The sequence below is a fragment of the Acinetobacter sp. BD54 genome (assembly GCF_044778325.1).
In the GTDB taxonomy this organism is placed as follows: domain Bacteria; phylum Pseudomonadota; class Gammaproteobacteria; order Pseudomonadales; family Moraxellaceae; genus Acinetobacter; species Acinetobacter baumannii.
The window spans coordinates 17,900-40,073 of sequence record NZ_JANJEP010000010.1; the positions used below are offsets into that span (position 1 = coordinate 17,900).

General features: G+C 39.9%; 16 protein-coding genes. 4 read left to right on the top strand and 12 right to left on the bottom strand.

Translation table 11 applies throughout. The features are described from left to right. Positions 1-66 precede the first annotated feature (66 nt). The 7 genes from NQ782_RS15355 to NQ782_RS15385 all read right to left on the bottom strand — a co-directional run bounded on the left by NQ782_RS15355 (position 67) and on the right by NQ782_RS15385 (position 10,650). The gene (locus NQ782_RS15355) at positions 67-1,260 is read right to left on the bottom strand and encodes an MFS transporter (protein ID WP_001992131.1); all 1,194 of its coding nucleotides are present in this window, start codon (positions 1,258-1,260) and stop codon (positions 67-69) included. 294 nt (positions 1,261-1,554) lie between these two features. Further along, positions 1,555-2,019: a bacterioferritin gene (bfr, locus tag NQ782_RS15360; RefSeq protein ID WP_001214863.1), complete on the bottom strand. Its 465-nt coding sequence runs from the start codon at positions 2,017-2,019 to the stop codon at positions 1,555-1,557. Positions 2,020-2,272: 253 nt separating this feature from the next. Continuing rightward, positions 2,273-4,309, bottom strand: a complete 2,037-nt coding sequence (gene ligA, locus NQ782_RS15365) for an NAD-dependent DNA ligase LigA (RefSeq protein ID WP_001018840.1) — start codon at positions 4,307-4,309, stop codon at positions 2,273-2,275. Positions 4,310-4,403: 94 nt separating this feature from the next. Continuing rightward, positions 4,404-5,441: a cell division protein ZipA C-terminal FtsZ-binding domain-containing protein gene (locus NQ782_RS15370; protein ID WP_000405211.1), complete on the bottom strand. Its 1,038-nt coding sequence runs from the start codon at positions 5,439-5,441 to the stop codon at positions 4,404-4,406. A gap of 1 nt (position 5,442) precedes the next feature. Further along, positions 5,443-8,892 carry a chromosome segregation protein SMC gene (gene smc / locus NQ782_RS15375; protein WP_057094217.1) on the bottom strand — a complete coding sequence of 1,150 codons (3,450 nt, stop codon included), beginning with the start codon at positions 8,890-8,892 and terminating at the stop codon, positions 5,443-5,445. A gap of 10 nt (positions 8,893-8,902) precedes the next feature. Then, entirely contained in the window at positions 8,903-9,598 is a 696-nt protein-coding gene (locus tag NQ782_RS15380) for a GntR family transcriptional regulator (protein WP_001047228.1), read from the bottom strand. 248 nt (positions 9,599-9,846) lie between these two features. Then, positions 9,847-10,650: a sulfite exporter TauE/SafE family protein gene (locus NQ782_RS15385; RefSeq protein WP_000420173.1), complete on the bottom strand. Its 804-nt coding sequence runs from the start codon at positions 10,648-10,650 to the stop codon at positions 9,847-9,849. Between the two features lie 30 nt (positions 10,651-10,680). Here NQ782_RS15385 and NQ782_RS15390 point away from each other — a divergent pair, with 30 nt between their 5' ends. Together NQ782_RS15390 and NQ782_RS15395 are read left to right on the top strand one after the other, a co-directional pair. Continuing rightward, entirely contained in the window at positions 10,681-11,433 is a 753-nt protein-coding gene (locus tag NQ782_RS15390) for a biotin--[acetyl-CoA-carboxylase] ligase (protein WP_057094219.1), read from the top strand. Between the two features lie 15 nt (positions 11,434-11,448). Next, on the top strand, positions 11,449-12,186 hold the full coding sequence (locus NQ782_RS15395; protein WP_000839418.1) for a pantothenate kinase: 738 nt from the start codon (positions 11,449-11,451) through the stop codon (positions 12,184-12,186). Positions 12,187-12,234: 48 nt separating this feature from the next. Here the strand turns inward: NQ782_RS15395 and ffh are convergent, their stop codons facing one another. After that, positions 12,235-13,644 (bottom strand): signal recognition particle protein, encoded by a 1,410-nt coding sequence (gene ffh / locus NQ782_RS15400; RefSeq protein WP_000460625.1) that lies wholly within the window; start codon positions 13,642-13,644, stop codon positions 12,235-12,237. A 140-nt stretch (positions 13,645-13,784) separates the two neighbouring features. On the opposite strand from ffh, the gene NQ782_RS15405 reads away from it, so the two are divergent. Both NQ782_RS15405 and NQ782_RS15410 read left to right on the top strand, forming a co-directional pair. Further along, positions 13,785-14,594, top strand: coding sequence for an inner membrane protein YpjD (locus tag NQ782_RS15405; protein WP_000624642.1), 810 nt, complete (start codon positions 13,785-13,787; stop codon positions 14,592-14,594). 84 nt (positions 14,595-14,678) lie between these two features. Next, positions 14,679-15,623: a tRNA-dihydrouridine synthase gene (locus NQ782_RS15410; protein WP_001984199.1), complete on the top strand. Its 945-nt coding sequence runs from the start codon at positions 14,679-14,681 to the stop codon at positions 15,621-15,623. A 79-nt stretch (positions 15,624-15,702) separates the two neighbouring features. On the opposite strand, the gene NQ782_RS15415 is transcribed toward NQ782_RS15410, so the two are convergent. The 4 genes from NQ782_RS15415 to NQ782_RS15430 form a co-directional block, all read right to left on the bottom strand. Beyond that, entirely contained in the window at positions 15,703-16,656 is a 954-nt protein-coding gene (locus NQ782_RS15415; RefSeq protein ID WP_057094222.1) for a DUF6160 family protein, read from the bottom strand. 161 nt (positions 16,657-16,817) lie between these two features. Continuing rightward, complete coding sequence (locus NQ782_RS15420) at positions 16,818-19,229, bottom strand: DUF6160 family protein (protein ID WP_001038900.1); 2,412 nt, start codon at positions 19,227-19,229, stop codon at positions 16,818-16,820. 32 nt (positions 19,230-19,261) lie between these two features. Next, positions 19,262-19,987 (bottom strand): DUF6160 family protein, encoded by a 726-nt coding sequence (locus tag NQ782_RS15425; RefSeq protein ID WP_057094224.1) that lies wholly within the window; start codon positions 19,985-19,987, stop codon positions 19,262-19,264. A 15-nt stretch (positions 19,988-20,002) separates the two neighbouring features. Further along, positions 20,003-22,096: a hypothetical protein gene (locus tag NQ782_RS15430; protein WP_057094226.1), complete on the bottom strand. Its 2,094-nt coding sequence runs from the start codon at positions 22,094-22,096 to the stop codon at positions 20,003-20,005. Between the last annotated feature and the right edge of the window lie 78 nt (positions 22,097-22,174).

The window sequence follows — 22,174 nt, forward strand, 5'->3', positions numbered from 1 at the left end:
AATTTAAGCTTATGGAACATCGAGGATGTTTTTCTCGATGTTCCGCGGCTGGTAAGCAAGCTTAAATTACTTTGCCTTCACAAGAGTAAAGCGATTGAGTATAGCAATCATGGTTAATAAAACCGCCACTCCTGATAAGACGGTGGTTAGGCTAGTCCACTGGCCAATCAAACCAATTAAGGCCGGGCCACTTAATGAACCTGTATAAGCAATCGTTGACACTAAAGACAGTGCCGCTGCTTTAGGCATATCATTTTGGCGTCCAACACGAGAGAACATGACTGGTACAATATTAGAACAGCCTAAACCTAAAAGTGCATAACCCAATACGACAACTTGCCAAACAGGTGCCATCACAATAGTGACCATAGCAAGAGCAGCAACAATTGCACTATAAGTCACAATAGTTTTCTCACCCCACTGTTTTAACAAGATATGCCCTGCAAAACGACCACTTGTCATACTAAGCGCGAAGAAAGTATAAGCCAGCCCAGCAAAGGCAGGATTAAGCTGGTATTTACTAGTTAAATAAATACCACCCCAGTCCATTGCCGCACCTTCTGACAAAAAGGCAATAAAACACATCATCCCAATCAAAAGGATCGTACCATTCGGACGTGAAGATTTTTTAGGCGCGTCAGTTATTTCCGCTGCACCTTGTTCATCTTGCTCAAATGTTGTTAAGGCAGATGGAATGGCAACAAAGCTCACCACCAATAAAACCATGACTACAGACAATGTACTCATGAGTGGTGAAAGGCCAATTGCTAATAGTGCAGTGACAAGCATGGCACCGATTAAACCGCCAAGGCTACACATACCATGAAAACTAGACATGAGCGCACGTAAGCTGTGCTTTTCCACCACAACTGCTTGTAAATTAATAGCAACGCCAAGACTACCTGCTGCCGTACCAAAAATGAATAACGCTACAGCCATAGATACAAGACTATGCCAGATCGTTAAACTTGGTAGTAATACCATCAAGAGTATGGTCGCCACAGCAATTAATGGACGACATCCCCAACGCTTAACTAATGCCCCAGTCGCAGGCATAGCAATCATTGAGCCGATTCCCATACAAAGCAGCAATAAACCAAAATTTGCATGATTTAGGTTTAAACGTTGCTGAGCATACGGAATAAGTGGTGCCCATGCAGATATCGCAAAGCCCAAGCTAAAAAAGCTAAGACGAGTTGCTAATCGTTGTGTACTTAAGAGAGTAGCTGTATCTAAAACAGCAGGTTTGGAAAATAACATATACGCGAAGCTCACCATAAAACCATTGGCGATCCATACCAACCGATTCCCCATAGAAAAACCCTTGCCTCATTAAATTTCTAGGCAAGGGTTTTTGTTGGCGAAATTATATCCAATTCCACAAAAAAAACATGGGGTCTGATACAAATTTTCTGACTTTTTTGTAACTGCCAAAGCCTTATGTAGTAAGGCTTTGAATATATTCAATTTGGCAAAATTAACATTTAAATGGTGACTTCATTTTATTAAAATGAGCCAATAAAAAACCCAGCCTAGGCTGGGTTTTTCAAGTCATTAAATTTGAGACTGGATATAATTTTGCAGGCCAATCAGTTCAATTAAACGCAACTGTTTTTCAAGCCAGTAAGTATGGTCTTCTTCAGTATCTGATAATTGTTGACGTAACATGTCACGACTGATGTAGTCGCCTTTTTCTTCACAAAGTTTAATACCCGTCGCTAATTTTTCACGCACATGATATTCAAGTGCTAAATCAGCTTTTAAGCAAGATACAACGTCTGTACCAACATTGATATCTTCACGATGCATGTTTGGTTTGGCACCTAAAAATAATACACGACGAATAATCGCATCGGCGTGAGACGCTTCTTCTTGCATCTCATGGTCAATACGTTCATAAATCTTGTTTAAGCCCCAATCTTCATACATACGAGAATGGATTAAATATTGATCACGGGCAGCCAACTCTCCGCCAATGAGCATATTTAAATAGTCTATGACTTCTGGATTGCCACGCATAATAAATCTCCTATCGTATGAGTCTATTATGGGCAAACTTAAAAATGATTGCAAAACAAAAAATAGTTAAGTTTATGATTTTTATCAAATTAAAATGAGAAACATACGCATTTGCAGTTTAAGTTATTTAAATTTCCTTTGCAAAAAGAAACGCTTGTCCGATTTATAAGCTCAGACAAGCGTTCAAATATAGCAAAAACCATCAATTTATAAATTTGTAACTAAAATCAATGGTTCTTATTTCGCTATACTTTTAGCTCAAAGTTTGCCCATAGCCTGCCATGAGTGATAAGAAATCTGTTTCATTCATGACGGGAATACCTAACTTCGCAGCTTTTTCTAATTTTGAACCCGCCTTCTCACCAGCAACTACACATTTTGTTTTGCTAGAAACACTCCCACTTACTCGTGCACCTAATGCTTGTAGCATTTGAGTAGCCTGATCACGGGTCATTTGTTCTAATGTACCCGTAAGTACCCAGCTTTCACCATTTAAAGGTTGACGCGTTGGTGCTGTTGGCGCATCCCAATGAATTCCTGCGGCAATTAAACGATCGAGCACTTCAATGTTATGCGGTGCTAAGAAAAAGTCAGCAATCCACTCTGCTGTAATATCCCCTACGTCTGGGGTTTTCTTTAAAGCTTCTACATTCGCAGCTTTAAGAGCCTCAAGCGTCTGGAATGTATTTGCTAACATTCTAGCCGTTGTTTCACCTACTCCACGAATACCTAATGCATAAATAAAACGTGCTAGAGTTGTTTTCTTACTTGCTTCAATCGCATCTATTAAGTTCTGTACTGACTTTTCTCCCATTTTTTCGATGCCCAACAGAGTTTCTCTGTGCTCATGCAAATGGTAAATATCAGCAACATCTTTAAGTAAATCGAGACGTAATAAAGATTCTACCCAACGATCTCCCAAGCCCTCGATATCCATCGCTTTACGCGATACAAAGTGACGAATGGCTTCAATACGCTGTGCGGCACAATATAAACCGCCTGAACAACGTGCGAGAGCCTCACCTTCAGGCATCACTACAGGCGAAGCACATACTGGGCAGGACTCTGGTAAATGAACAACTTCTGCTTCAGCAGGACGGAACTCCGGCCAAACTTTTTCTACTTTAGGGATCACGTCACCCGTACGATATACACTTACCGTATCGCCAATGCGTACATCCAGACGATGAATTTCCCCAATATTATGCAACGTTACATTAGAAACAGTTACACCACCTACAAAAACAGGGTTTAAGCGTGCTACTGGTGTCAAAGTCCCTGTACGCCCTACTTGCCAGTCAATCTGCTCAACTGTAGTTAATGCAGCTTGTGCCGGGAATTTATAAGCAGTTGCCCAGCGTGGTTCACGACTTAAGAAACCAAGCTGCTGTTGCTGTTTTAGGTCATCAACCTTCACTACCATGCCATCAATTTCAACTTGCAAGTTTGGACGTTCTTGCTGAATTTGCTCATAGCGCTGCTGTACTTCTTGAATTGAATTACACAAGTACTGACGCTCAGCAATTTGGAACCCAAGTTCCGTTAACCATTGCAAGCTATCATGCATGGTTGTTAGGCCATGATTTGGTTCACACTGTGCAATCCCATACGCATAAAATGCCAAAGGTCGAGCAGCAGCAATATTTGGATCAAGTTGTCTTAAACTTCCTGCGGCTGCATTTCGAGGGTTAGCGAAGGTTTTTTCTCCCTTTGCTTCTTGGTCAGCATTGAGTTTTTCAAAACCAGACTTTGGCATCAATACTTCGCCACGTACTTCAAGTAGACGAGGTATTTCATATTTTTCTGAATGCAGAACTTTAGGTAAGTTACGAATGGTTTTAACATTTTGAGTAATATCTTCACCCGTTTCGCCATCCCCACGGGTTACACCGCGAACAAGTACACCATTTTCATACCATAGTGAAATCGCAAGGCCATCGAGTTTTAACTCAACTTCATATTGTACTTTCTGGTTCGGAAGTCGCTCTTCTACACGGCGTGCAAATGCAAATAAGTCTTCTTTGTTAAATACATTACCAAGTGAAAGCATTGGCACCACATGCGTCACACTCTCAAATTTTGAAAGCGCTTGACCACCTACTTTCGTTGTTGGTGAGTCAGCTTGTACAAGTTCCGGATATTGTTCTTCTAAAGCTTTTAACTGATGAAATAAATGATCGTATTCACTGTCCGAGATTGTCGGCTGATCCATGACATAGTAGGCATGGTTATGCTTTGCAATCAGTTGAATAAGCTGACGCATCTGTTCGATCACGGAAGTTATTGCCATTATTTTATTCACCATAAAAAAGGGTGGAAATTTCTCCACCCTGAGCTGCGACTAGATATATTGCAATTATCGCAACCTATACCAAAAATTTAAACTAGGCTGTTGCCTGTGCTGGACGATAATCAATCACATGATGGCGCCAATGTTCTTTTAACTGTGGCGTAAATTCAAGGTTATTTTCATCATAAACCTTACCATCAATTTCACGAGCAATAAGACCTGCAATACTGGTCATCATGTCAAAACCGGTAACAGCTTTGCTGTTTGGAAGTGCAAGGAAAAATGCTAAACCTTGAACTTGCTCAGTCGATAAAGTTTCTAAATCGAAACCAGCAGGACCATTATCAGTCATACGCAATACAGAGAACATCAATGCACTCGGCTCATCGGTATTTTCATAGCGGTGGAAACAAGACATTTCACCGTAACGTAGACCATATTTTAAAAGCACTTTCAGTGCTTTATCACCCGATAACGCACGGCGCGGATTTGGATATACATTTAATGCGATAATCTGCTCAGCCATTGCTAACGCACTTTCGTCATCAAAACGCTGCTGCTCATGTAAATGTACATCAAGAATGTTGCTTTCACCTTCAAACTCAGCAATTTCAGCAGTTTCGATATTTGGATTTAAGCTTAATTCCGGCTCAGTTTTCGGTTGCCCTTCTGCAACTTTTGGTTCTGATGAGCTAACAACTTCTGGTTCAGCAGAAACGGTATCAACTAACTCAACTGAACTATTTTCACTTACAGTTGGGCTAACAGTATTTTCTTCAGCTTTAACTTCTTCTACTTCTACTGGCGTATTTTCAACGGGTACTTGTGTCTGGACTGTTTGAGCTTGTGAAGCCTGTTCTAGTTCTTTTGTTCCCTTTTCTTCTGACTGTGCTGGCTCGCTTAAAGTTGGTTCCACTCGTTCAGCAACGGCTGCTGACGCAACAGTAACTTCTGGCTGTTCAAGTTGATCTCGTACATGACGAGGGATAACCGGTTGATTACTTTCAGGATTAATATGCAAATCACTGTCTAGCGAGGGTTCAGCATGGTTCGGCTTTTTTAAAATCATTCTTAAGCCAATTAGCATGATAATAATGGCAACAACGATGCCAATAATCGTATTGATTTCCATTCTATGACTCCGAAACTAACCCGTATTCTTTTGCCTGTTCTAAATTGACAGTGACTAATTTTGATGTACCCGGTTCAGGCATGGTTACACCCAACAAGTCAGTTGCCATGGTCATCGCCAGCTTATTATGTGTAATGTAAATGAATTGTACATGTTCAGAAAGCTCTTTTACCAAATTACAATATCTCTGTACATTCGCATCGTCGAGTGGAGCGTCCACTTCATCGAGTACACAAAACGGTGCCGGATTTAACCTGAAAATAGCAAATACTAATGCTAACGCTGTTAACGCTTTTTCTCCACCGGAAAGTAATGCTAGAGAACTGTTTTTCTTACCCGGTGGTCTCGCCATGAGCTTAACCCCAGATTGCCAATCATCCTCAAGACTTAAACTGGCTTCACCACCATTAAAAACTTTTGGAAATAGATTTTGTAACTCTTGATTAATCTGATCAAAAGTCGACATAAACAACTTACGGGTTTCTTGGTCAATGCTCTTCATCGCATCTTTTAACTGAGTTACCGTATTTTCCAAGTCTTGAATTTGGTGGCTCAACTCATCAAAACGCTGAGAAACTTCTTCAAACTCTTGTGAAGCAGCTAAGTTAACTGCACCGATTTTTTCAAACTGTTTCTGTACTTTTTCCAGTTTTTGCTGGTGTTCAGTTAAATCTATTTTCAGGCCCGTTTGAAGCTCGGCATTTAACTCCTTGAGCTGTTCTTGATAGTGCTCACGGTCCGACTTGGCTGCTTGCCATGCTAGACGTTTGGCTTCAAGCTGCTCTCTAAGCTTTTCATCTTGCTGTTGGTATTGATGGCGTTGGTCTGTAAGCGTTTGTTGCTTCTCTTGGACACTATTAAGCTCAATCTGCCATTCATTCCATGTCTTTTGCAGCTTTTCGGTTTGAGCAAATTGTTGTTGAAACTCTGACTCAAGGTTTGGCAGCTCTAACTGAATAGGGTCAACAAACTTTTTCGCCTGTTCCATTTGCGCTGTAATTTGTTGATATTGGCTCTGCAAGAACGAAATATCTTTTTCAAGTAACTCAATCTGTTGAGTTGTCTGCGTACTATTACGGCGTAAAATCTCACGTTCTTGTTGTTGCTGTTGCAAGACTTGTTGCTGTTCTTCAAGCTGCTCTGTTAATTCTTCTACCTGAAATTGCAAAGTTTTATAGTCAGGTAAAATGGTTTCGAGCTTCATTGCCAATGCATGCAAATCAATTTCAAGATCATCTTTTTGCATCGCATCTTCTTCAAGCTGTGTATCTAATTGAGCGAGTTGATCTTTCAATTGCTGTTTTTGCAATAAAAATGCTTGTGCTGCGGTTTGTTGCTTGGCAATTTGTACATCAAGCTGTTGCAAGTCTTTTTGTTTTTGTTTAATGAATTGTTGTTTTTGCTGTAGGTCAACTTGTAACTGTCCTAGCTCATCTTTTTGCTGAACTATAATTTGATCTAATGCTTGTAATTCTGGTTGCTGCTTTTGAAGAACTTGTTCAATTTCGTCTAGACGAATACGATGACTGAGCATACCTTGCGCACTTTGACTTTCGTCATCATACATAAGAGCAATTACCCAATCTTGCCCGACATGATAACCATCTAAAGTCAAAATAGACTGGCCATATTGCAGTTGCTTTTGTTCATTTAAAGCATGAGATAAATCTTGTGTAATTGCTACATTCGAGAATATTGATAGCTGTGGCGATGCAATCCAATCATTCAAGCAAGTCAGGTTCCCCTTAAATTTGCTTGATTGCTCTGAAGGCTTTAACTGGCGAGCAATTCCTTCCTGAAAGGCTTGTTCAGTTTCAACAATATGTGCCTGTAACCATTTTGCTAAAAACTTTTCAATAATTTGTGCGTGTGGTTTGCCCTGCTCTGTTAACTCTAGAGCCTGCATTAAACGTAGCGTATCTTGGTTTTGCTTTGGACTTTGTTTAGCAACAAGCTGGCTTAAGTTTTTCTGCTCTGATAATAGAACCTGTATTTCTGTTTTTAACGTTTGCTGCTGGTTTTTATTTGTCTGATGCGCTTGTTGAGCTTGTTCAATACGCTGCACATACTGCTCAATTTCCGCTTCTAACGTTGAAATTTCACGACAAAGCTGCTGCTGTAATTGCTCAAGCTCGCCTTGTTCATCTTCGTGTACTTGCGATTGGATCTGGTTTGCTTGATGTTGCAGCGTTTCTTTTTGCTGTTCAATGCGCTGAACATTTTTGCCTAATTGCTCGATTTGAGCAGACATTTGCATTTTTTGCTGCTGTTGTTTTTCAACCTGAGCTTTTACTTGCTCAAATTGTTGCTGCGCTTGCCGTTGCTGTGATTGTAAACCGGCAAAACTTTGCTCTGCTTCAGCTGCTGTATGCTCAATTGCAGTTAAAGCTTCGGTTTGCTCTTCTAACTGGCTATTCAGTGTCTCAAGCTGTAATTCAGAAAGCTGTAAACGTTCTTTCGTTTGAGCTTTTTGCTGTTCTAACTGAACCAGTGTCGTACTATTTTGTTGAAATAAACTCTGTTTTTGTTCCAGAGTCATTTTCAGCTCAGATAATTTTTTTTCGGCTTGTTGCCATTCTTGTTGTAACGGTGAAGATTGCTGAATAAGTCGCTGAAATAAAGCACTGGTAGATTCTAAATCATGTTCAATCGTACTTAATTCTGAACGAACTAACTTAAATGTTTCCCCCAGTTCATTCATTTGAACGGTATATTCTTCTTGTAGACGTATACTTTTCTCTGCCTGAAAAGACAAAATTTCAATTTTGAGTGTACGAATCTGGCTTTCTAATGTTTTATATTGAACTGCTGCTTCTGACTGGCGTTTAAGCGTTTTAAGCTGCGATTTTAACTCAAGCGCAATATCTTCCAAGCGTGAAAGGTTTTGCTCCGTATGTTCAAGATGTTGCAAGGTTTCGCGTCGACGCGCTTGATAGCGTGAAACACCTGCCGCTTCTTCAATGAAAATACGCATTTCTTCAGGCTTGGCATCAACCAAGCGGTTGATCATGCCTTGTTCAATGACTGCGTAAGAGCGTGGCCCTAACCCTGTTCCCAAGAAAATGTCAGTAATATCACGGCGGCGACAACGTGTACCATTTAAGAAATACTCAGATTTACCTTCGCGAGTTACCTGACGACGAACTGCGAGCTCATTATAAGCATTATAAGCTCCACCTAATTTGCCATAGGTATTGTCAAAACGCAGTTCTACACTGGCAACACCAACTGGCTTACGCTTGGATGTTCCGGTAAAAATAACATCTTGCATGCTACCACCACGCAGCTGACGAGCGTTTGACTCCCCCATCACCCAGCGGATTGCATCAATAACATTGGATTTGCCACAACCATTTGGACCAACCACTGCTGTGCGGTTCGCCTTAAAATTTAAAGTTGTACTATCTGCAAAAGATTTAAAGCCGGAAAGTTTTAAACTGCTTAAACGCATAATGCCCTAACTAGCGGCGTGAGCGTCTCGCCCAAGCCAATTCAATCTGTTTCATTCGTGTCAGCGATTCCAACACAAGGTTACGTAAGTGTCGACAAAAATCTTCCATAAATAAAGCGGCTTGTTGTGATTTTCGGATCAAAATTGCATCAGTCACGAGTTTAAATAATGCAAATGCTTCTTGCAGTTCCCGTTTAGAGGTATTTAGCGTCAAAAAATAACTACGACGTAATGATGGTAATAATTCTTTATAAAATTTCATTAAATAAGGATTACCGACCATATCTTGTTGTTCAGCAAGATATTGGAAAATAGCATCGTAGAATTTTTCGATATCGCCTGCTTTTACATGCTCAAGAAGCTGTTCTAGCAAAAGCTGTAATTGATCAGCTTCATGGGCACGCCATGTTTCGCTTATGCGTTGTACAATATGCCCCAATAACATCATATTTGTATCAAACAACGCTTTGACCTGTTGTGCCGACATTTCCGAAACAATTGCACCACGACGCGGAAAAATTTCAATGAGATGCGTACGCTCGAGTAATAATAGCGCCTCACGAACTGATCCCCTACTTACGTCAAGTTCTTTAGCGATACGAAGCTCTTGTATGCGTTCGCCTTCAACCAATTCGCCACTAATAATCTGTTCGCTAATATATTTGACAATTTGCTCAGAAAGACTTTCTGTCTCTTCGAGATTCATAAATCACCCGCTACTTTTTATATGCATTAATCCATGCTTTTCTTTCGCATCCTTGTTTTTAACTGATCCCATCCATTAAAAACTATGTCATTGTCTGACAATTTTATTGCATTTTAAGCCAACCCACCCAAAATCCATACACAAATCGGATGAAAAACTCACCTTTAATCTTTTCAAGTCTTCAAATAAAAAAAGCTTAAACCGTGAGAGTCTAAGCTTTCTTTTCTATATATTTTAATAAAACGTTTTTAATTCATAAAACCTTTATAAATAAAATAGCTGCCTACCACGACTAACAAGCAAGCAAAGCATTTTTTTAGCATTTGTGGTGACAATGCGTGGGCAACCTTAGCCCCAAGTTTAGCAGTGACAAAACTCATGACACTAATACCAATAAAAGCGTAGATATGGATATATCCAATCGTATTAGGTACAGAAATGTGCTCTTTAGCACCAAACCACATAAAACCAATTGCACCTGCAATAGCAATAGGTAAACCACAAGCAGCAGAGGTCGCAACTGCTTTTTGCATGACTACGCCATGACGGTTTAAATATGGGACAGTTAAGCTTCCGCCTCCAATACCAAAAATTGCAGAGGCAATACCAATGCCTCCACCCGCCATGAATTGCATAGGGGTTGAAGGAAGCTGACGTGTTGGGTCAACCACAACATGGGCTCCTTTGAACATCCGATAAGCCATCACAACAGCAAAGATACCAATAAGAAGCTGTAAATGCTGTCCAGACAAAAGGTCGGCAATACCTGCACCTAAAAAGGAACCAATCACTAGTCCCGGTGCTAAATTACGAAAAACAGGCCAGAGGACTGCACCTTTTTTATGATGAGCCGAAACTGAACTAAAGGAAGTCACAATAATGGTTGCTAGGGAGGTTCCGACTGCAATATGCATGATTACAGCGGGATCATAGTGCAACTGGGTAAAAACGACATAGAGGATTGGTACAATAATTAGTCCACCACCAACTCCAAACAGTCCGGCAGTAAAACCAGCAATTGCGCCAATGAGTAAATATATGATTAACTCCATAAATGTTTTACCACTCTGCTCATATTCAACATGGATTTAGAGACTCGCCAACTACAACAACTTTTAAGCGCAAAAAACCAGCTTCCAGAAGTGGTTTTATTAAAAGCAACCACAACTTCGACCAATGATGATATTCGTGAAATTGCCCAAAAAGGCATTACAACAGGCTTGGTTTGCAGTGCTCAACAAACTCAAGGGCGAGGTCAACATCAACGGCAATGGATTTCACCTGAAGGAAACATTTATTTAAGCACATTAGTGCAAACTCGAACACCCTTAGATGGTCGCTTAGCACTTGAAGTTGCGTTGAATATTTTGCAAATTCCACAGCTACAACCTTTGAGCCTACAAGTGAAATGGCCAAATGATTTGTATAGTACACAAGGAAAATGGGGCGGAATTTTGGTTGAACCTCTTTCCCAATATCTGGCGATTGTGGGTGTAGGTATTAATTTAAAAACACCACCAGTCACTGATAGTGATCAACCGATCACGTCTCTAGAAGATTTAGGCCTAGAGCAAATGAGTCGTCTTGAGTTAATTTCAGAGCTTTATGTTGCAATTCAAAATGCAGCCCGCTGGTTTGAACATGGTTGTTATAACCTTGCAGGACGTTTTAACCACCATGCTGCATGGCTTAATCAGTTAGTTCAGTTCGAACATAGTCAAGGACTGGTATATGGCCGTTTCGTTGGAATCTCTAATGAAGGTGCAGTGATTCTTGAAACTCCTGAACCACAGCAGTTTTATCAAGGTCGTCTAAGACCACAAACCACTCAGTAATCAGGTATTTTTCCCATGAAAAGTTTATGGCTTGATATCGGAAACACCCGTTTAAAATACTGGATTACTGAAAATCAGCAAATTATTGAACATGCAGCTGAGTTACATTTACAGTCTCCTGCCGATTTATTACTTGGATTAATCCAACACTTTAAACATCAAGGCTTGCATCGTATTGGGATTTCTTCGGTTCTCGATACCGAAAATAATCAGCGTATTCAGCAGATTTTAAAATGGCTAGAAATTCCTGTTGTTTTTGCCAAAGTGCATGCTGAATATGCAGGTTTACAATGTGGCTATGAAGTACCAAGTCAGCTCGGGATTGACCGCTGGTTACAGGTACTTGCTGTTGCTGAGGAAAAAGAAAACTATTGCATTATTGGTTGTGGAACTGCGCTTACTATTGATTTAACCAAAGGCAAACAGCATTTAGGCGGTTATATTCTGCCAAACCTTTATTTACAGCGTGATGCGCTGATTCAAAATACCAAAGGTATTAAAATTCCCGATTCGGCTTTTGATAATCTAAATCCAGGCAATAACACCGTAGATGCAGTACATCATGGTATTTTACTGGGCCTCATTAGTACGATTGAAAGCATTATGCAACAATCACCTAAGAAACTACTTCTCACAGGTGGCGATGCTCCTCTTTTTGCAAAATTTCTACAGAAGTACCAACCTACTGTTGAAACAGATCTTTTACTTAAAGGGTTGCAACAATATATTGCTTATCATCCTAAAGATGAATAAATACTCTGCAAAATAAAAGGCGCTCTAGGCGCCTTTTATTTTATGGTTTTATTTCTTTTGGTCGTTGTTACCAAATAGTGGTCCCATACCGCCGCCACCGCCAAATTGTTTTTGCATATTGCCTAATGAACGCATCATTTTGCTCATACCAGATGGATTCGCAAACTTCTTCATCATTTTAGCCATTTGTGCTTGTTGCTTAATGAGTTTATTCACTTCAGCTACATCCATACCACACCCAGCTGCAATACGTTTTTTACGGCTTGGGTTCATCAGGTCTGGATTACGGCGTTCCTTGATGGTCATTGACTGGATAATAGCTTCCATTTTCTTGACCTGCTTTTCAGGATTCGCCTGCTCAATTGCTTGCTGAATTCCTGCACTACTCATGCCTGGCAACTTGTCTAAGAAGCCCATCATGCCGCCCATCTTCTTCATTTGCTCAAATTGCATCAGCATATCTTCAAAGTTGAAGCTGCCACCTTTTTGCAATTTTTTCGCCATTTTTTCGGCTTTTTCTTTGTCGATTTTACGTTCCACTTCTTCGACTAAAGAAAGTACGTCACCCATACCTAAAATACGTTGAGCAACACGGTCCGGATGGAATGGCTCTAAGGCATCAAGCTTTTCGCCCATACCCAAAAACTTGATTGGCTTACCTGTAATAGCACGTACAGAAAGTGCCGCACCACCACGTGCATCACCATCAGTTTTAGTAAGAATCACACCTGTAAGCGCTAAAGCATCATTAAAGGCTTTTGCTGTATTTGCAGCATCCTGACCTGTCATGGCATCAACCACAAACAAAGTCTCAGTCGGCTTAACTGCTGCATGTAACTCTTTAATTTCGTCCATCATGTCTTCATCGACATGTAAACGACCCGCTGTATCGACAATCAACACATCAGCAAACTGGATTTTTGCCTGTTCAATTGCACGGTTAACAATATCAATTGGTTTTTCAGAAGGATCTGATGGAATAAAGCCTGCACCAACTTCTGCTGACACAGTTTCTAACTGTTTAATCGCTGCCGGACGATAAACGTCGGCAGAAACGGTCATTACTTTTTTCTTTTGACGTTCTTTTAAGAAACGTGCCAGCTTGGCTGCTGTAGTTGTTTTACCTGCACCTTGTAAACCAGCAAGTAATACCACAACTGGAGGCTTAGCACTTAAATCCAGTGTTTCATTGGCCTCACCCATCATCTTGGTGAGTTCATCATAGACAATTTTTACAAATGCCTGGCCTGGAGATAACTGAGTCATCACTTCTTGGCCCAATGCCTCTTCCTTAACTTTCGCGATAAATTCACGAGTTACAGGTAACGCGACATCGGCTTCAAGAAGAGCCATACGTACTTCACGTAAGGTATCTTTAATATTGTCTTCGGTCAGCTGCCCTGAGCCAGTAACATTTCTTAAACTCTGCGTGAGTCGTTCTGTTAAGGTATCAAACATTGCAAAATCCGCTTAAAATGGCTAGTTGCAAAAAAATCTTTCTCGAAATAGAAAATTTATGCATAGAATGCTATAGGATACTTTAGTTCGCAGCGAATTTATATCTTATCTAGATGAATTAATCCTGAAAAAGGTTTGACATGATTAGCCTCCCCTTGGTTTACACAATTTTGGCACTCATCGCATATACCACTTCTTTCTGGTATCTGTTCATACGTTTAATGTCAAAACGTGAACCAAACCCATGGTTATTTGCTTTTGTTACGACCTTAGCACTGCTGTTACATGGCACAGTTTTATGTCATGCCATGCTGACGCCATCAGGAATTAACTACGATGTTTTTAATCTGGTGTCTTTTACATCAGGACTTATGTTGTTGTTAAGCTTAGTTTTTAGTACTTTCCGCCCGATTGTACCCTTAAACTTGCTCGGCATTCCTGTAGCGGCGATTGGTCTTATTTTAGGTTTTGCATTTAGCCGTCCCGATCAGTTTATTGAACAGCATTCATTAGGTTTAGATACTCATATTATTCTTTCACTTTCTGCTTATGCTGTTTTACTGATGGCAACCATACATGCGATCTTGATATGGTTCCAAAACCGTGAACTCAAAAAGAAACAAAAAAAACGTATTTGGGTCAATTTACTTCCATCCATTCAGGCCATGGAATCTTTATTATTTGACCTCATCATTACTGGTTTTATTTTATTAACCATTGCTCTCGCGTTTGGTTTCTTAACAGTTGATAGCTTCTTTGCCCAGCATCTCGCTCATAAAACCGTATTTAGTATTATTTCATGGTTTATTTATGGCTCTTTATTGATTGGCCACTATAAACTTGGCTGGCGCGGACAAAAAGCGATTCGTTTTACCTTAATTGGTTTTGCATTATTAGCGATCGGTTTTATTGGCAGTAAATTTGTGCTTGAGATGATATTGGGCCGATAAAACAATTAAAATTTCAGCACTACTAGACAGCGTTATACATATCCCGTATAACGCTGTTTTTGTTTTGCTCAGGTGACTCAGACTGTGAAACTCATACTCGCTCCAATGGAAGGTTTAACTGACCCGATCATGCGGGATACACTCACATCTGTTGGTCACTTCGACTGGTGTGTAACCGAGTTTATTCGCGTTACAGACAGTATTTTGCCAGACCATATTTACTATAGTTTTTGTCCTGAACTTAAAAACGATGGTAAAACAGCTGCTGGAACACCTGTACACGTTCAGTTCTTAGGCAATAATCCAGAGATGCTTGCAGCAAATGCGGCAAAAGTCGTTGAGCTGGGTGCTCCTGCAATTGACCTTAATTTTGGTTGTCCTGCAAAAACCGTCAATCGACATCGAGGTGGTTCGGTACTTCTTGATGAACCAGACGTAGTACATATGCTGATTAAGGCAGTCCGTGATGCAGTACCTGCGCACATCCCTGTTTCAGCAAAAATGCGTTTAGGTTATCTAGATGAAAACCACACCATGGAAAATGCCCATGCAGTTGAAGATGCGGGTGCAAGCTGGTTAACAGTACATGCTCGAACTAAAGCAGATGGTTATACGCCACCAGCTTATTGGGAAAAAATTCTACCGATTAAAGAAGCTTTAAAAATTAATGTGATTGCTAACGGCGAAATCTGGACCAATGCTGATGCTAGAGCTTGCCAGCAACAATCTGGCTGTGAAGATTTAATGATTGGCCGTGGTGCAGTGACTACTCCAGATTTAACACAATGTATTCGCCAAAATATGGATGAAGCACTGTTTACTTGGGAACAACTGGTTGACTTACAAATACGTTTTTTAAATGGTCAAGCAAAAACAGAAATTGGGATGGTTGGCCGTTATAAGCAGTGGTTAGGTATGATGACCAAAGCCTATCCTCAAGCGAAAGAATTATGGGACCAAGTGAAACGCATTAAAGCTTTAGATGAAATTGTTCAGCAGCTAGAGCAAACCAGTTCTTCTCGTATTTAATCACTCAAACAAAAGAGAGCGATTGTTTAAACAACCGCCCTCTTTTGGTATTTCAGGTTAAGTAATTATTAATTATTTTTTAAAAGCCACTTACTTTCATTTTAAAGTCGGTCACCGAAGCACCCGTAACTCCAAAACTCCCCATAGACCCATTGGGTAAATTATTAAATGTTGTTGTACTTTGTGTACCTAAATTTCCTAAAGTCACATTGTTAAGTGATGCATCAAATTTACTAGATACACCTATATTTCCAAAGGTAAGTCCTGTCGGGTCAACCCCAGCATAAAATCCATCAAGAACAAAACCCGTTGACGCATTCGTACCTGCAAATTTAAACCCAAATGTAGCACCCGTGTTATCTGAAACTAAAGTAATCGGGCAGCCAGATGCAGCAGAACAAATCGATTGAATAGCTCCTCCGAATTTAACCATAACCGACTGAGCAGCATGTCCCAGTTGAATATTTAAACGGGGCTTATTGGTTTGTACAAAGTTAATATCAAGATTACCAGTAGAACGAATCAGCTCTTTTACCCCGGTATTCACCGTTGTGCCCGAACTAAAAATTGATTTTGGTGCATAACTTGTTAATGCATAATCGGATGGGCTAGATAAAGATGTACTTGGTGCTAAATAAACTGAAAATGGTAAAAGCCGAATACCATTTACGTCACTCCCCATCGTGACAGCTAAATTTAAAAAAGGATTTCCACCACCAGCATCGGTATCGATTGCAATATTAAAAGAAGGATTTGTAGATACAGCAGCTTTAATAAACTCTATGCCAGGAACCGGATTAGTAGAGTTTCCTGCAATGACAAGACCTGCTTTACTGTTGTAAGACGTAGATGAAATACCGTTCGTATCAATCAAGGCGACTTGATTAAATTTAACTTGATCGGCCTGAATACCTAAAGTTAGACCATTTTGACCCGTCGCAGCTGCAAGACTTTGATCATCTAAAGGCTGCATCGCAAAAACACTTGAACTACTGGCAAATAATAACCAGCAGACTATATTTTTATTTTTCATGTCGCTCTAATCCTTAAGAGACAAACGTTTATTATTTGTTCAGACTATCAGAATAATATTCAAGTACAAAGCAATTATCTCTATAACCCGACGAATGCAAATCCAATCACACTAAACTAAAATTTATATAAAAAAGTGACGTTAAACGTCACTTTTATTGATTAGTTAAAGGCGCCATTTCTAGGCACAATGCTAAAGCTGCTATTTAGACGTCCACCCGTAATTGCAAGCTCACCTAAACGTGCTCCTGCACCTGTTGAAGGTGGATAGAAATTAATATCTTTCACACGTAATGCGCCGTCAATACTCTTATCAGGATTAAAATAAACCGCGGTATTTACACCAACTTTACCTAAACCACTTGCGGTATCTTTGCCCACAACTAAAGCGGTATTAAACGCTAGCTTTCCAGTAATATTGTCAAAACCAATTGCAGAACCATCAATCGGGTCGCTAATTTGTACAGTATTACCAGTTGCTGTCGCAGGCATTGTAAAATCACCTAGTACAGTTAAAGCACTACCATCTGCAATTGAACTATTCGGCACTATCGATAAATTAAGATCGCCGCCTAAACGTAGTTTTAAACCAAATAAGACATCATTATTTTTGGCAAAGTTATCGATTGGCGAAGTACAAGACCCGGTTGCCGGACAAGTTTTATATTTAGCTCCTGGTAAATAACCTGCTGCAATTTCGGTTGATAAAGCAAGTAACATATCTTTTAAACCGATATTTAAACTGCCATTTTCTAAACCAATAGTGCCATTGCCTTTGAGGAACATATCAATATTACGTAACCCCATATAATAATCGGTAGGGTTGCCCGCATTATTAGCATTTGGAGAACCATCAATTAATAAAATTGAAGTTGTTTTAGTACCGCCTGCATCTCGACCTGTCGTTCCTACAGCTATACCAAAACCTAAACGTGAAGTTGTACCAGATGTTGCAACTAAATTTTGAATCGGTTTACCGTTGGCATCTTTTGTATAGTAATAAGCACCATTTGCAGGCGCATCTACACCATAGACAGCGGCATTCGCATTTAAATTATAAAAAGGTAATGCCAAACCCCACTGGTTATTTAAACCATTATCTGCAAATTGATTGGCAGCAGCGACATTTGCACTGGTAGTAAAACGACCTCGTCTTGAGAATGCCTGGAACTCTGCTCCACGCATGGCAAGAATTAGGCTAAATGGATTTGTAACCGTATCACGGTGGATATTATGTTGATAATCGGCAGCAGTTGTTAAAGTGCCTGATCCTAAACGAATTGCATTTAGTGTTGCGTTATTTGGCATTAATAAGGTTTTTGTATCAGCAAGATTTAGATAAATATTTCCGCTGTCAAAATAACCGCGTGTAGCCGAGTTCAGCCCCGTTAAATTACCGAATTCAAAACCATAAGCATTCAGACCTGCACCACCAATTTCCAAGGTAGTTGCTTTACCATCTGAACCTAACATCGAATCATTATCTTTAGTGAACTCCCCTTTCATACGAAAGGCAATTCCAGAGTTACCTAAAATACTATTACTTGATCCCGTACCTGAAGCTGTATTAGCAGTACCTAATGTTGTTTTATCTGAAGAGCCATCCATACCACGGACTTGTAAGTAACTATTGACCATACGGCCGCTAGCACCTAAACGAATCAAGCCTTTAGAATTCTGTGGGCTATTTGTCGTGTCTAGGGCATAAGGATTTGACTTATCAACATTTGAGCTAAGCATTACCTCAATATTTAGACCTGAATTGGTTACTTTCCCACTACTGTCTACATATGTACCAGCAGTTAAACCAGAAGCAGAATCGGCGACACGATTAAAATCGACATAGCCATAGGTACTATTTGGAGTTTGCCCAACCGCAGCAGTATTAGACCCCGTATTGGTTTGTAAAACCAGACCTCGGTTAGGGTCAATTAACATAGCGCCTTTACCAACAAAATTAAAATTAAAGTTTTTTAAAATTAATTGGTTAAGTTGCGTACGTGCATCTACTTGTCCTAAATAAATATTCGCATTATTTAGGCCAAGTCTCATGCTTGACTGGCTATTTGCATTAAATAAGCCATCTTGTGTAGTAAGGGCCAAACTCAAAGGTGAAGAAGTCTGAATAGCCAGTTGTCCCATTGTAGGTGAGCAAATTGACGAACTATTACAGACCTTAAAACTATTCACAGTAATAAGAGAAGGATTACTCTGTAAGGAGAAATCTAGACCAGTTTTTCCTGTCGTTGGATTACTACCCACATCCAAACGGTAGTTTGTTCCTAATGTTTGTGTAGAAGCATTACTCTTTTGTACTTTTATTCCACCAGCTTGGGCTCTCAAAACCTGATCTGCACTATTTGAAGTTCCTGCATGATCGTCCCAATAGGCATTGTCTATATTAATTTCATTATAAGTCGTCTGGATCGATATACCATCTTGGCCATTCACGGCACTCAAATCAGCGTCTGTTAACGCTTCTAAAGCAAAAACCTGTCCGCTCACTAACAACATACTGGCTGTTAATGTATTTAAAATAAACTTTGAGCCGTGACTTTCTTTATTTTTGTTCATCACTTCAGTTCCTTTGAAATCTACATTAACCTTTAACAACGTGGATGGCTACCATCACAGCTAAAGACCATGACTTTTCCTTGAATTGCCATGTTACCGTTCATCATTAAGCCCATAAAACCTGTTTCACGACCATAGTCATACGCCGATGGGGTCGCAGTAGCTACTTGCTGGTTCGCACTATTAGCAGTCGCTGCATAGGTTGGTTTTTTGAAATATGCATAATCATACATATTTGCACTCGAGCCTTGCGTTGTTGTTGAGCTCGTAAAGTTATCTTGCTCAATTGACAGAGCATTAAAACCAAAATTACGAATTAAAATTGGCTGTGCTGCACTAAAACTAAGTTGAATAGCCGGTTTTATAATTTCAGTATTACTTTTATCAAGATACTTTAAATCAGCACCATCTAAACCCATTTTTTGAATATTTAAAGTGCCTTGTACGCCTTTAAATACTAACCAAAGTTTATTACCGCTATTACTATTTTCAGCCCAACCACTTGGCTTAGTCGTGTCTGCTTGCACAAAACGTTTGTTAATTGCTAAACCAATGTGACAAAACTCTACGTTTTCACATACGCCACCACTGCCATTATCAAATATACCGTTACTGGTCTGGTTTAAATTAAGCATGAGTGATAAATCAGCACCAGCTTGGCCATTGATTGCCTGTAATGCATCATTATCCAAGGTCTGTAACTCTGCATGAGTCACAGTTGCACAAAGAGCAAAGAGTAAAGCAGTTATTTTTTTCATCGCGTTACCCTCCTCTTAGAGACCTTTAGTTGTCAGTTTTAAATGCTGAATTAAAACACCATCAATAACAGCTGAACCCATGTTATTTATTGGACTAGAGTTTATAACAGGCGTAGGTGCCTGATTTAATGTTGGGAAAGTTGTACCTGTCATTCCATTATTGGCACCAATTAAATTATTTACTTCGTTATTTGCTGCCGTTAACCAAACAGCTGATGAGTTCGCCCAAACACGGTTTGCAATGGAACCATACATAGGTGTAGTTCCGGAAGTACTACTACAACCAATAGTTGGAGAACATGTAGCATCTGCAGGCTTTGTTGTTGGGGCTAAAATTGCCCAAGGTGTAGAACCATTATTATATTCCCACTGATATAGATATCCTGTTGTACCAGCGCCACAAATAAATAGAGTACAACTATAAGACTGAACCCACGTCTGAGTATTTACTCCACGTTGTTTATAATGTACTTCAGTCATCTGGTTTGAATAAGTTGTTTGTGAAATCGTACCTGAATTTAACTTACCAAACGAAATACCCACTGCTCCTTCATCGGTTGAAGCTCTTAGAGTTTTTCCACCATCCTCGCTATAGGCAGTACCAATAGAAATACTACTGTGTGTTGCATTATAGCCTTGGTAATTTTTACCGCCTAAAGTTAGTTGGGTACCACATTGATAAACATTACAAGTTGAGCCTTTATAAGAGGTATCTGCACCGCTGTAGTCAGTATAAATTTGTTTATAAATTTCTGGTTTATTCGCAATACGGGCAATTTCTAAACTAAAGTTTTTACCATCAGAACCTAGCACCAGAGGCTGGTATAAAGTACCTAATACAAGATTAATATTTGGGTTATAAAGGTAAACTCCCTCATTAGCATCAAAAGTCGGTGCCACACCACCATTAATTGCAGGTGTAATAAGATTTCCAGTATCGCTCGTTTCACGTGTACTCAAACGTAAAACTCCTGCATTCGATAAGCCTGAGGCATCCCACGTTTTTGTGGCGGTTTTACTATCTGTACGTGTACGTTTTTCTACATAATAACGGCATCCCGCTGAGGTACCAAAACTTCCTGTCCCTCCATTATTACAATCACCTGTTGTGCTTGTACTTAATGTCGAATTAGCACCCGCATGAATAAGAGTCCACGGAGAAGTAGTAGATCCCTCGGTTAGAGAACTTGTAGTAATAGCCTTAACATCCTTGCTGTCTCCGCTATTCAAACGTATAACTCCGGCAATCCCCAATGTATTATTATAAAAAGGACTCATGCCCCCACTAGTCGTCGCCCCACCTAAAGTTTGAAATACCTGTAGACGACTACCGTTTAAACTAAAATTATTCCAAATACCTTGCAAACGTAAACGATTCGCACGGCTCGCATCAGTACTTGTACCAATTAAACCATTAGAGTCACCATAGTTAAATTGATCTGCTGCCCCATTTATTTTATTAGGATTACGAACAAAAATATCTGACCATAAGCCTAATTTAAGCTTATATGCATCCAGACCTGCAGCATCTTTAGTCCCCATCTCATATAAAGGAGCTTCTAATGCTAAATACGTCACCTGACAAGTTGGATCAGTAGCTCCAGTACAGTTTGTTGTACTGAAGTTCGGTACTAAGTTTTCAGTTGCAACTTTAAATATCCACGGGTTAACAGCTGTACCCCAGCTTGATATTGCTGCTGCAGCCTCAGTGGGAGCTATACGTGTATTGGTATTATTATCAGATTTGGATAAAGCAAGACCATAAAGATAAATATCAGCTTTACCCACTGCACGGTCACCCGAATCAATCGTACCGTTTTTATTGGTGTCTGCCGAAGTCATACTTAATGGACCAACAGGTACATAATTGATATAACCCGTATCTTTAGTGCGATCGGTTAAAATTTGGTTGGTGGTTTCATTCGCTCCAGCTCCACGAAATACCATATAAGTATTTTGAGGCAAAATAGCGATACCTTCACCAGTAGTTTCACTTAAACCTGCATCAGAAAGTTCTTCAAGAGCAAAACTTGGCTGGCTTATACAAAAGCCAATTAAACTTGCCAGAACGGTTTTTTGAAACCTTACCGTATAATTAAGTGTAGTCATCTTGACCTTCCTGTTTATACGATGCCGCGCACCATATTTATTTTTCTTTAACAATCCTTGATGCTAGGTGAACTTTTC

Bases quoted from the DNA above. Each gene is read 5' to 3' on its own strand.
- NQ782_RS15355 (WP_001992131.1), bottom strand. From the start codon at position 1,260: ATGTTATTTTCCAAACCTGCTGTTTTAGATACAGCTACTCTCTTAAGT.
- bfr (WP_001214863.1), bottom strand. From the start codon at position 2,019: ATGCGTGGCAATCCAGAAGTCATAGACTATTTAAATATGCTCATTGGC.
- ligA (WP_001018840.1), bottom strand. From the start codon at position 4,309: ATGGCAATAACTTCCGTGATCGAACAGATGCGTCAGCTTATTCAACTG.
- NQ782_RS15370 (WP_000405211.1), bottom strand. From the start codon at position 5,441: ATGGAAATCAATACGATTATTGGCATCGTTGTTGCCATTATTATCATG.
- smc (WP_057094217.1), bottom strand. From the start codon at position 8,892: ATGCGTTTAAGCAGTTTAAAACTTTCCGGCTTTAAATCTTTTGCAGAT.
- NQ782_RS15380 (WP_001047228.1), bottom strand. From the start codon at position 9,598: ATGAATCTCGAAGAGACAGAAAGTCTTTCTGAGCAAATTGTCAAATAT.
- NQ782_RS15385 (WP_000420173.1), bottom strand. From the start codon at position 10,650: ATGGAGTTAATCATATATTTACTCATTGGCGCAATTGCTGGTTTTACT.
- NQ782_RS15390 (WP_057094219.1), top strand. From the start codon at position 10,681: ATGGATTTAGAGACTCGCCAACTACAACAACTTTTAAGCGCAAAAAAC.
- NQ782_RS15395 (WP_000839418.1), top strand. From the start codon at position 11,449: ATGAAAAGTTTATGGCTTGATATCGGAAACACCCGTTTAAAATACTGG.
- ffh (WP_000460625.1), bottom strand. From the start codon at position 13,644: ATGTTTGATACCTTAACAGAACGACTCACGCAGAGTTTAAGAAATGTT.
- NQ782_RS15405 (WP_000624642.1), top strand. From the start codon at position 13,785: ATGATTAGCCTCCCCTTGGTTTACACAATTTTGGCACTCATCGCATAT.
- NQ782_RS15415 (WP_057094222.1), bottom strand. From the start codon at position 16,656: ATGAAAAATAAAAATATAGTCTGCTGGTTATTATTTGCCAGTAGTTCA.
- NQ782_RS15420 (WP_001038900.1), bottom strand. From the start codon at position 19,229: ATGAACAAAAATAAAGAAAGTCACGGCTCAAAGTTTATTTTAAATACA.
- NQ782_RS15425 (WP_057094224.1), bottom strand. From the start codon at position 19,987: ATGAAAAAAATAACTGCTTTACTCTTTGCTCTTTGTGCAACTGTGACT.
- NQ782_RS15430 (WP_057094226.1), bottom strand. From the start codon at position 22,096: ATGACTACACTTAATTATACGGTAAGGTTTCAAAAAACCGTTCTGGCA.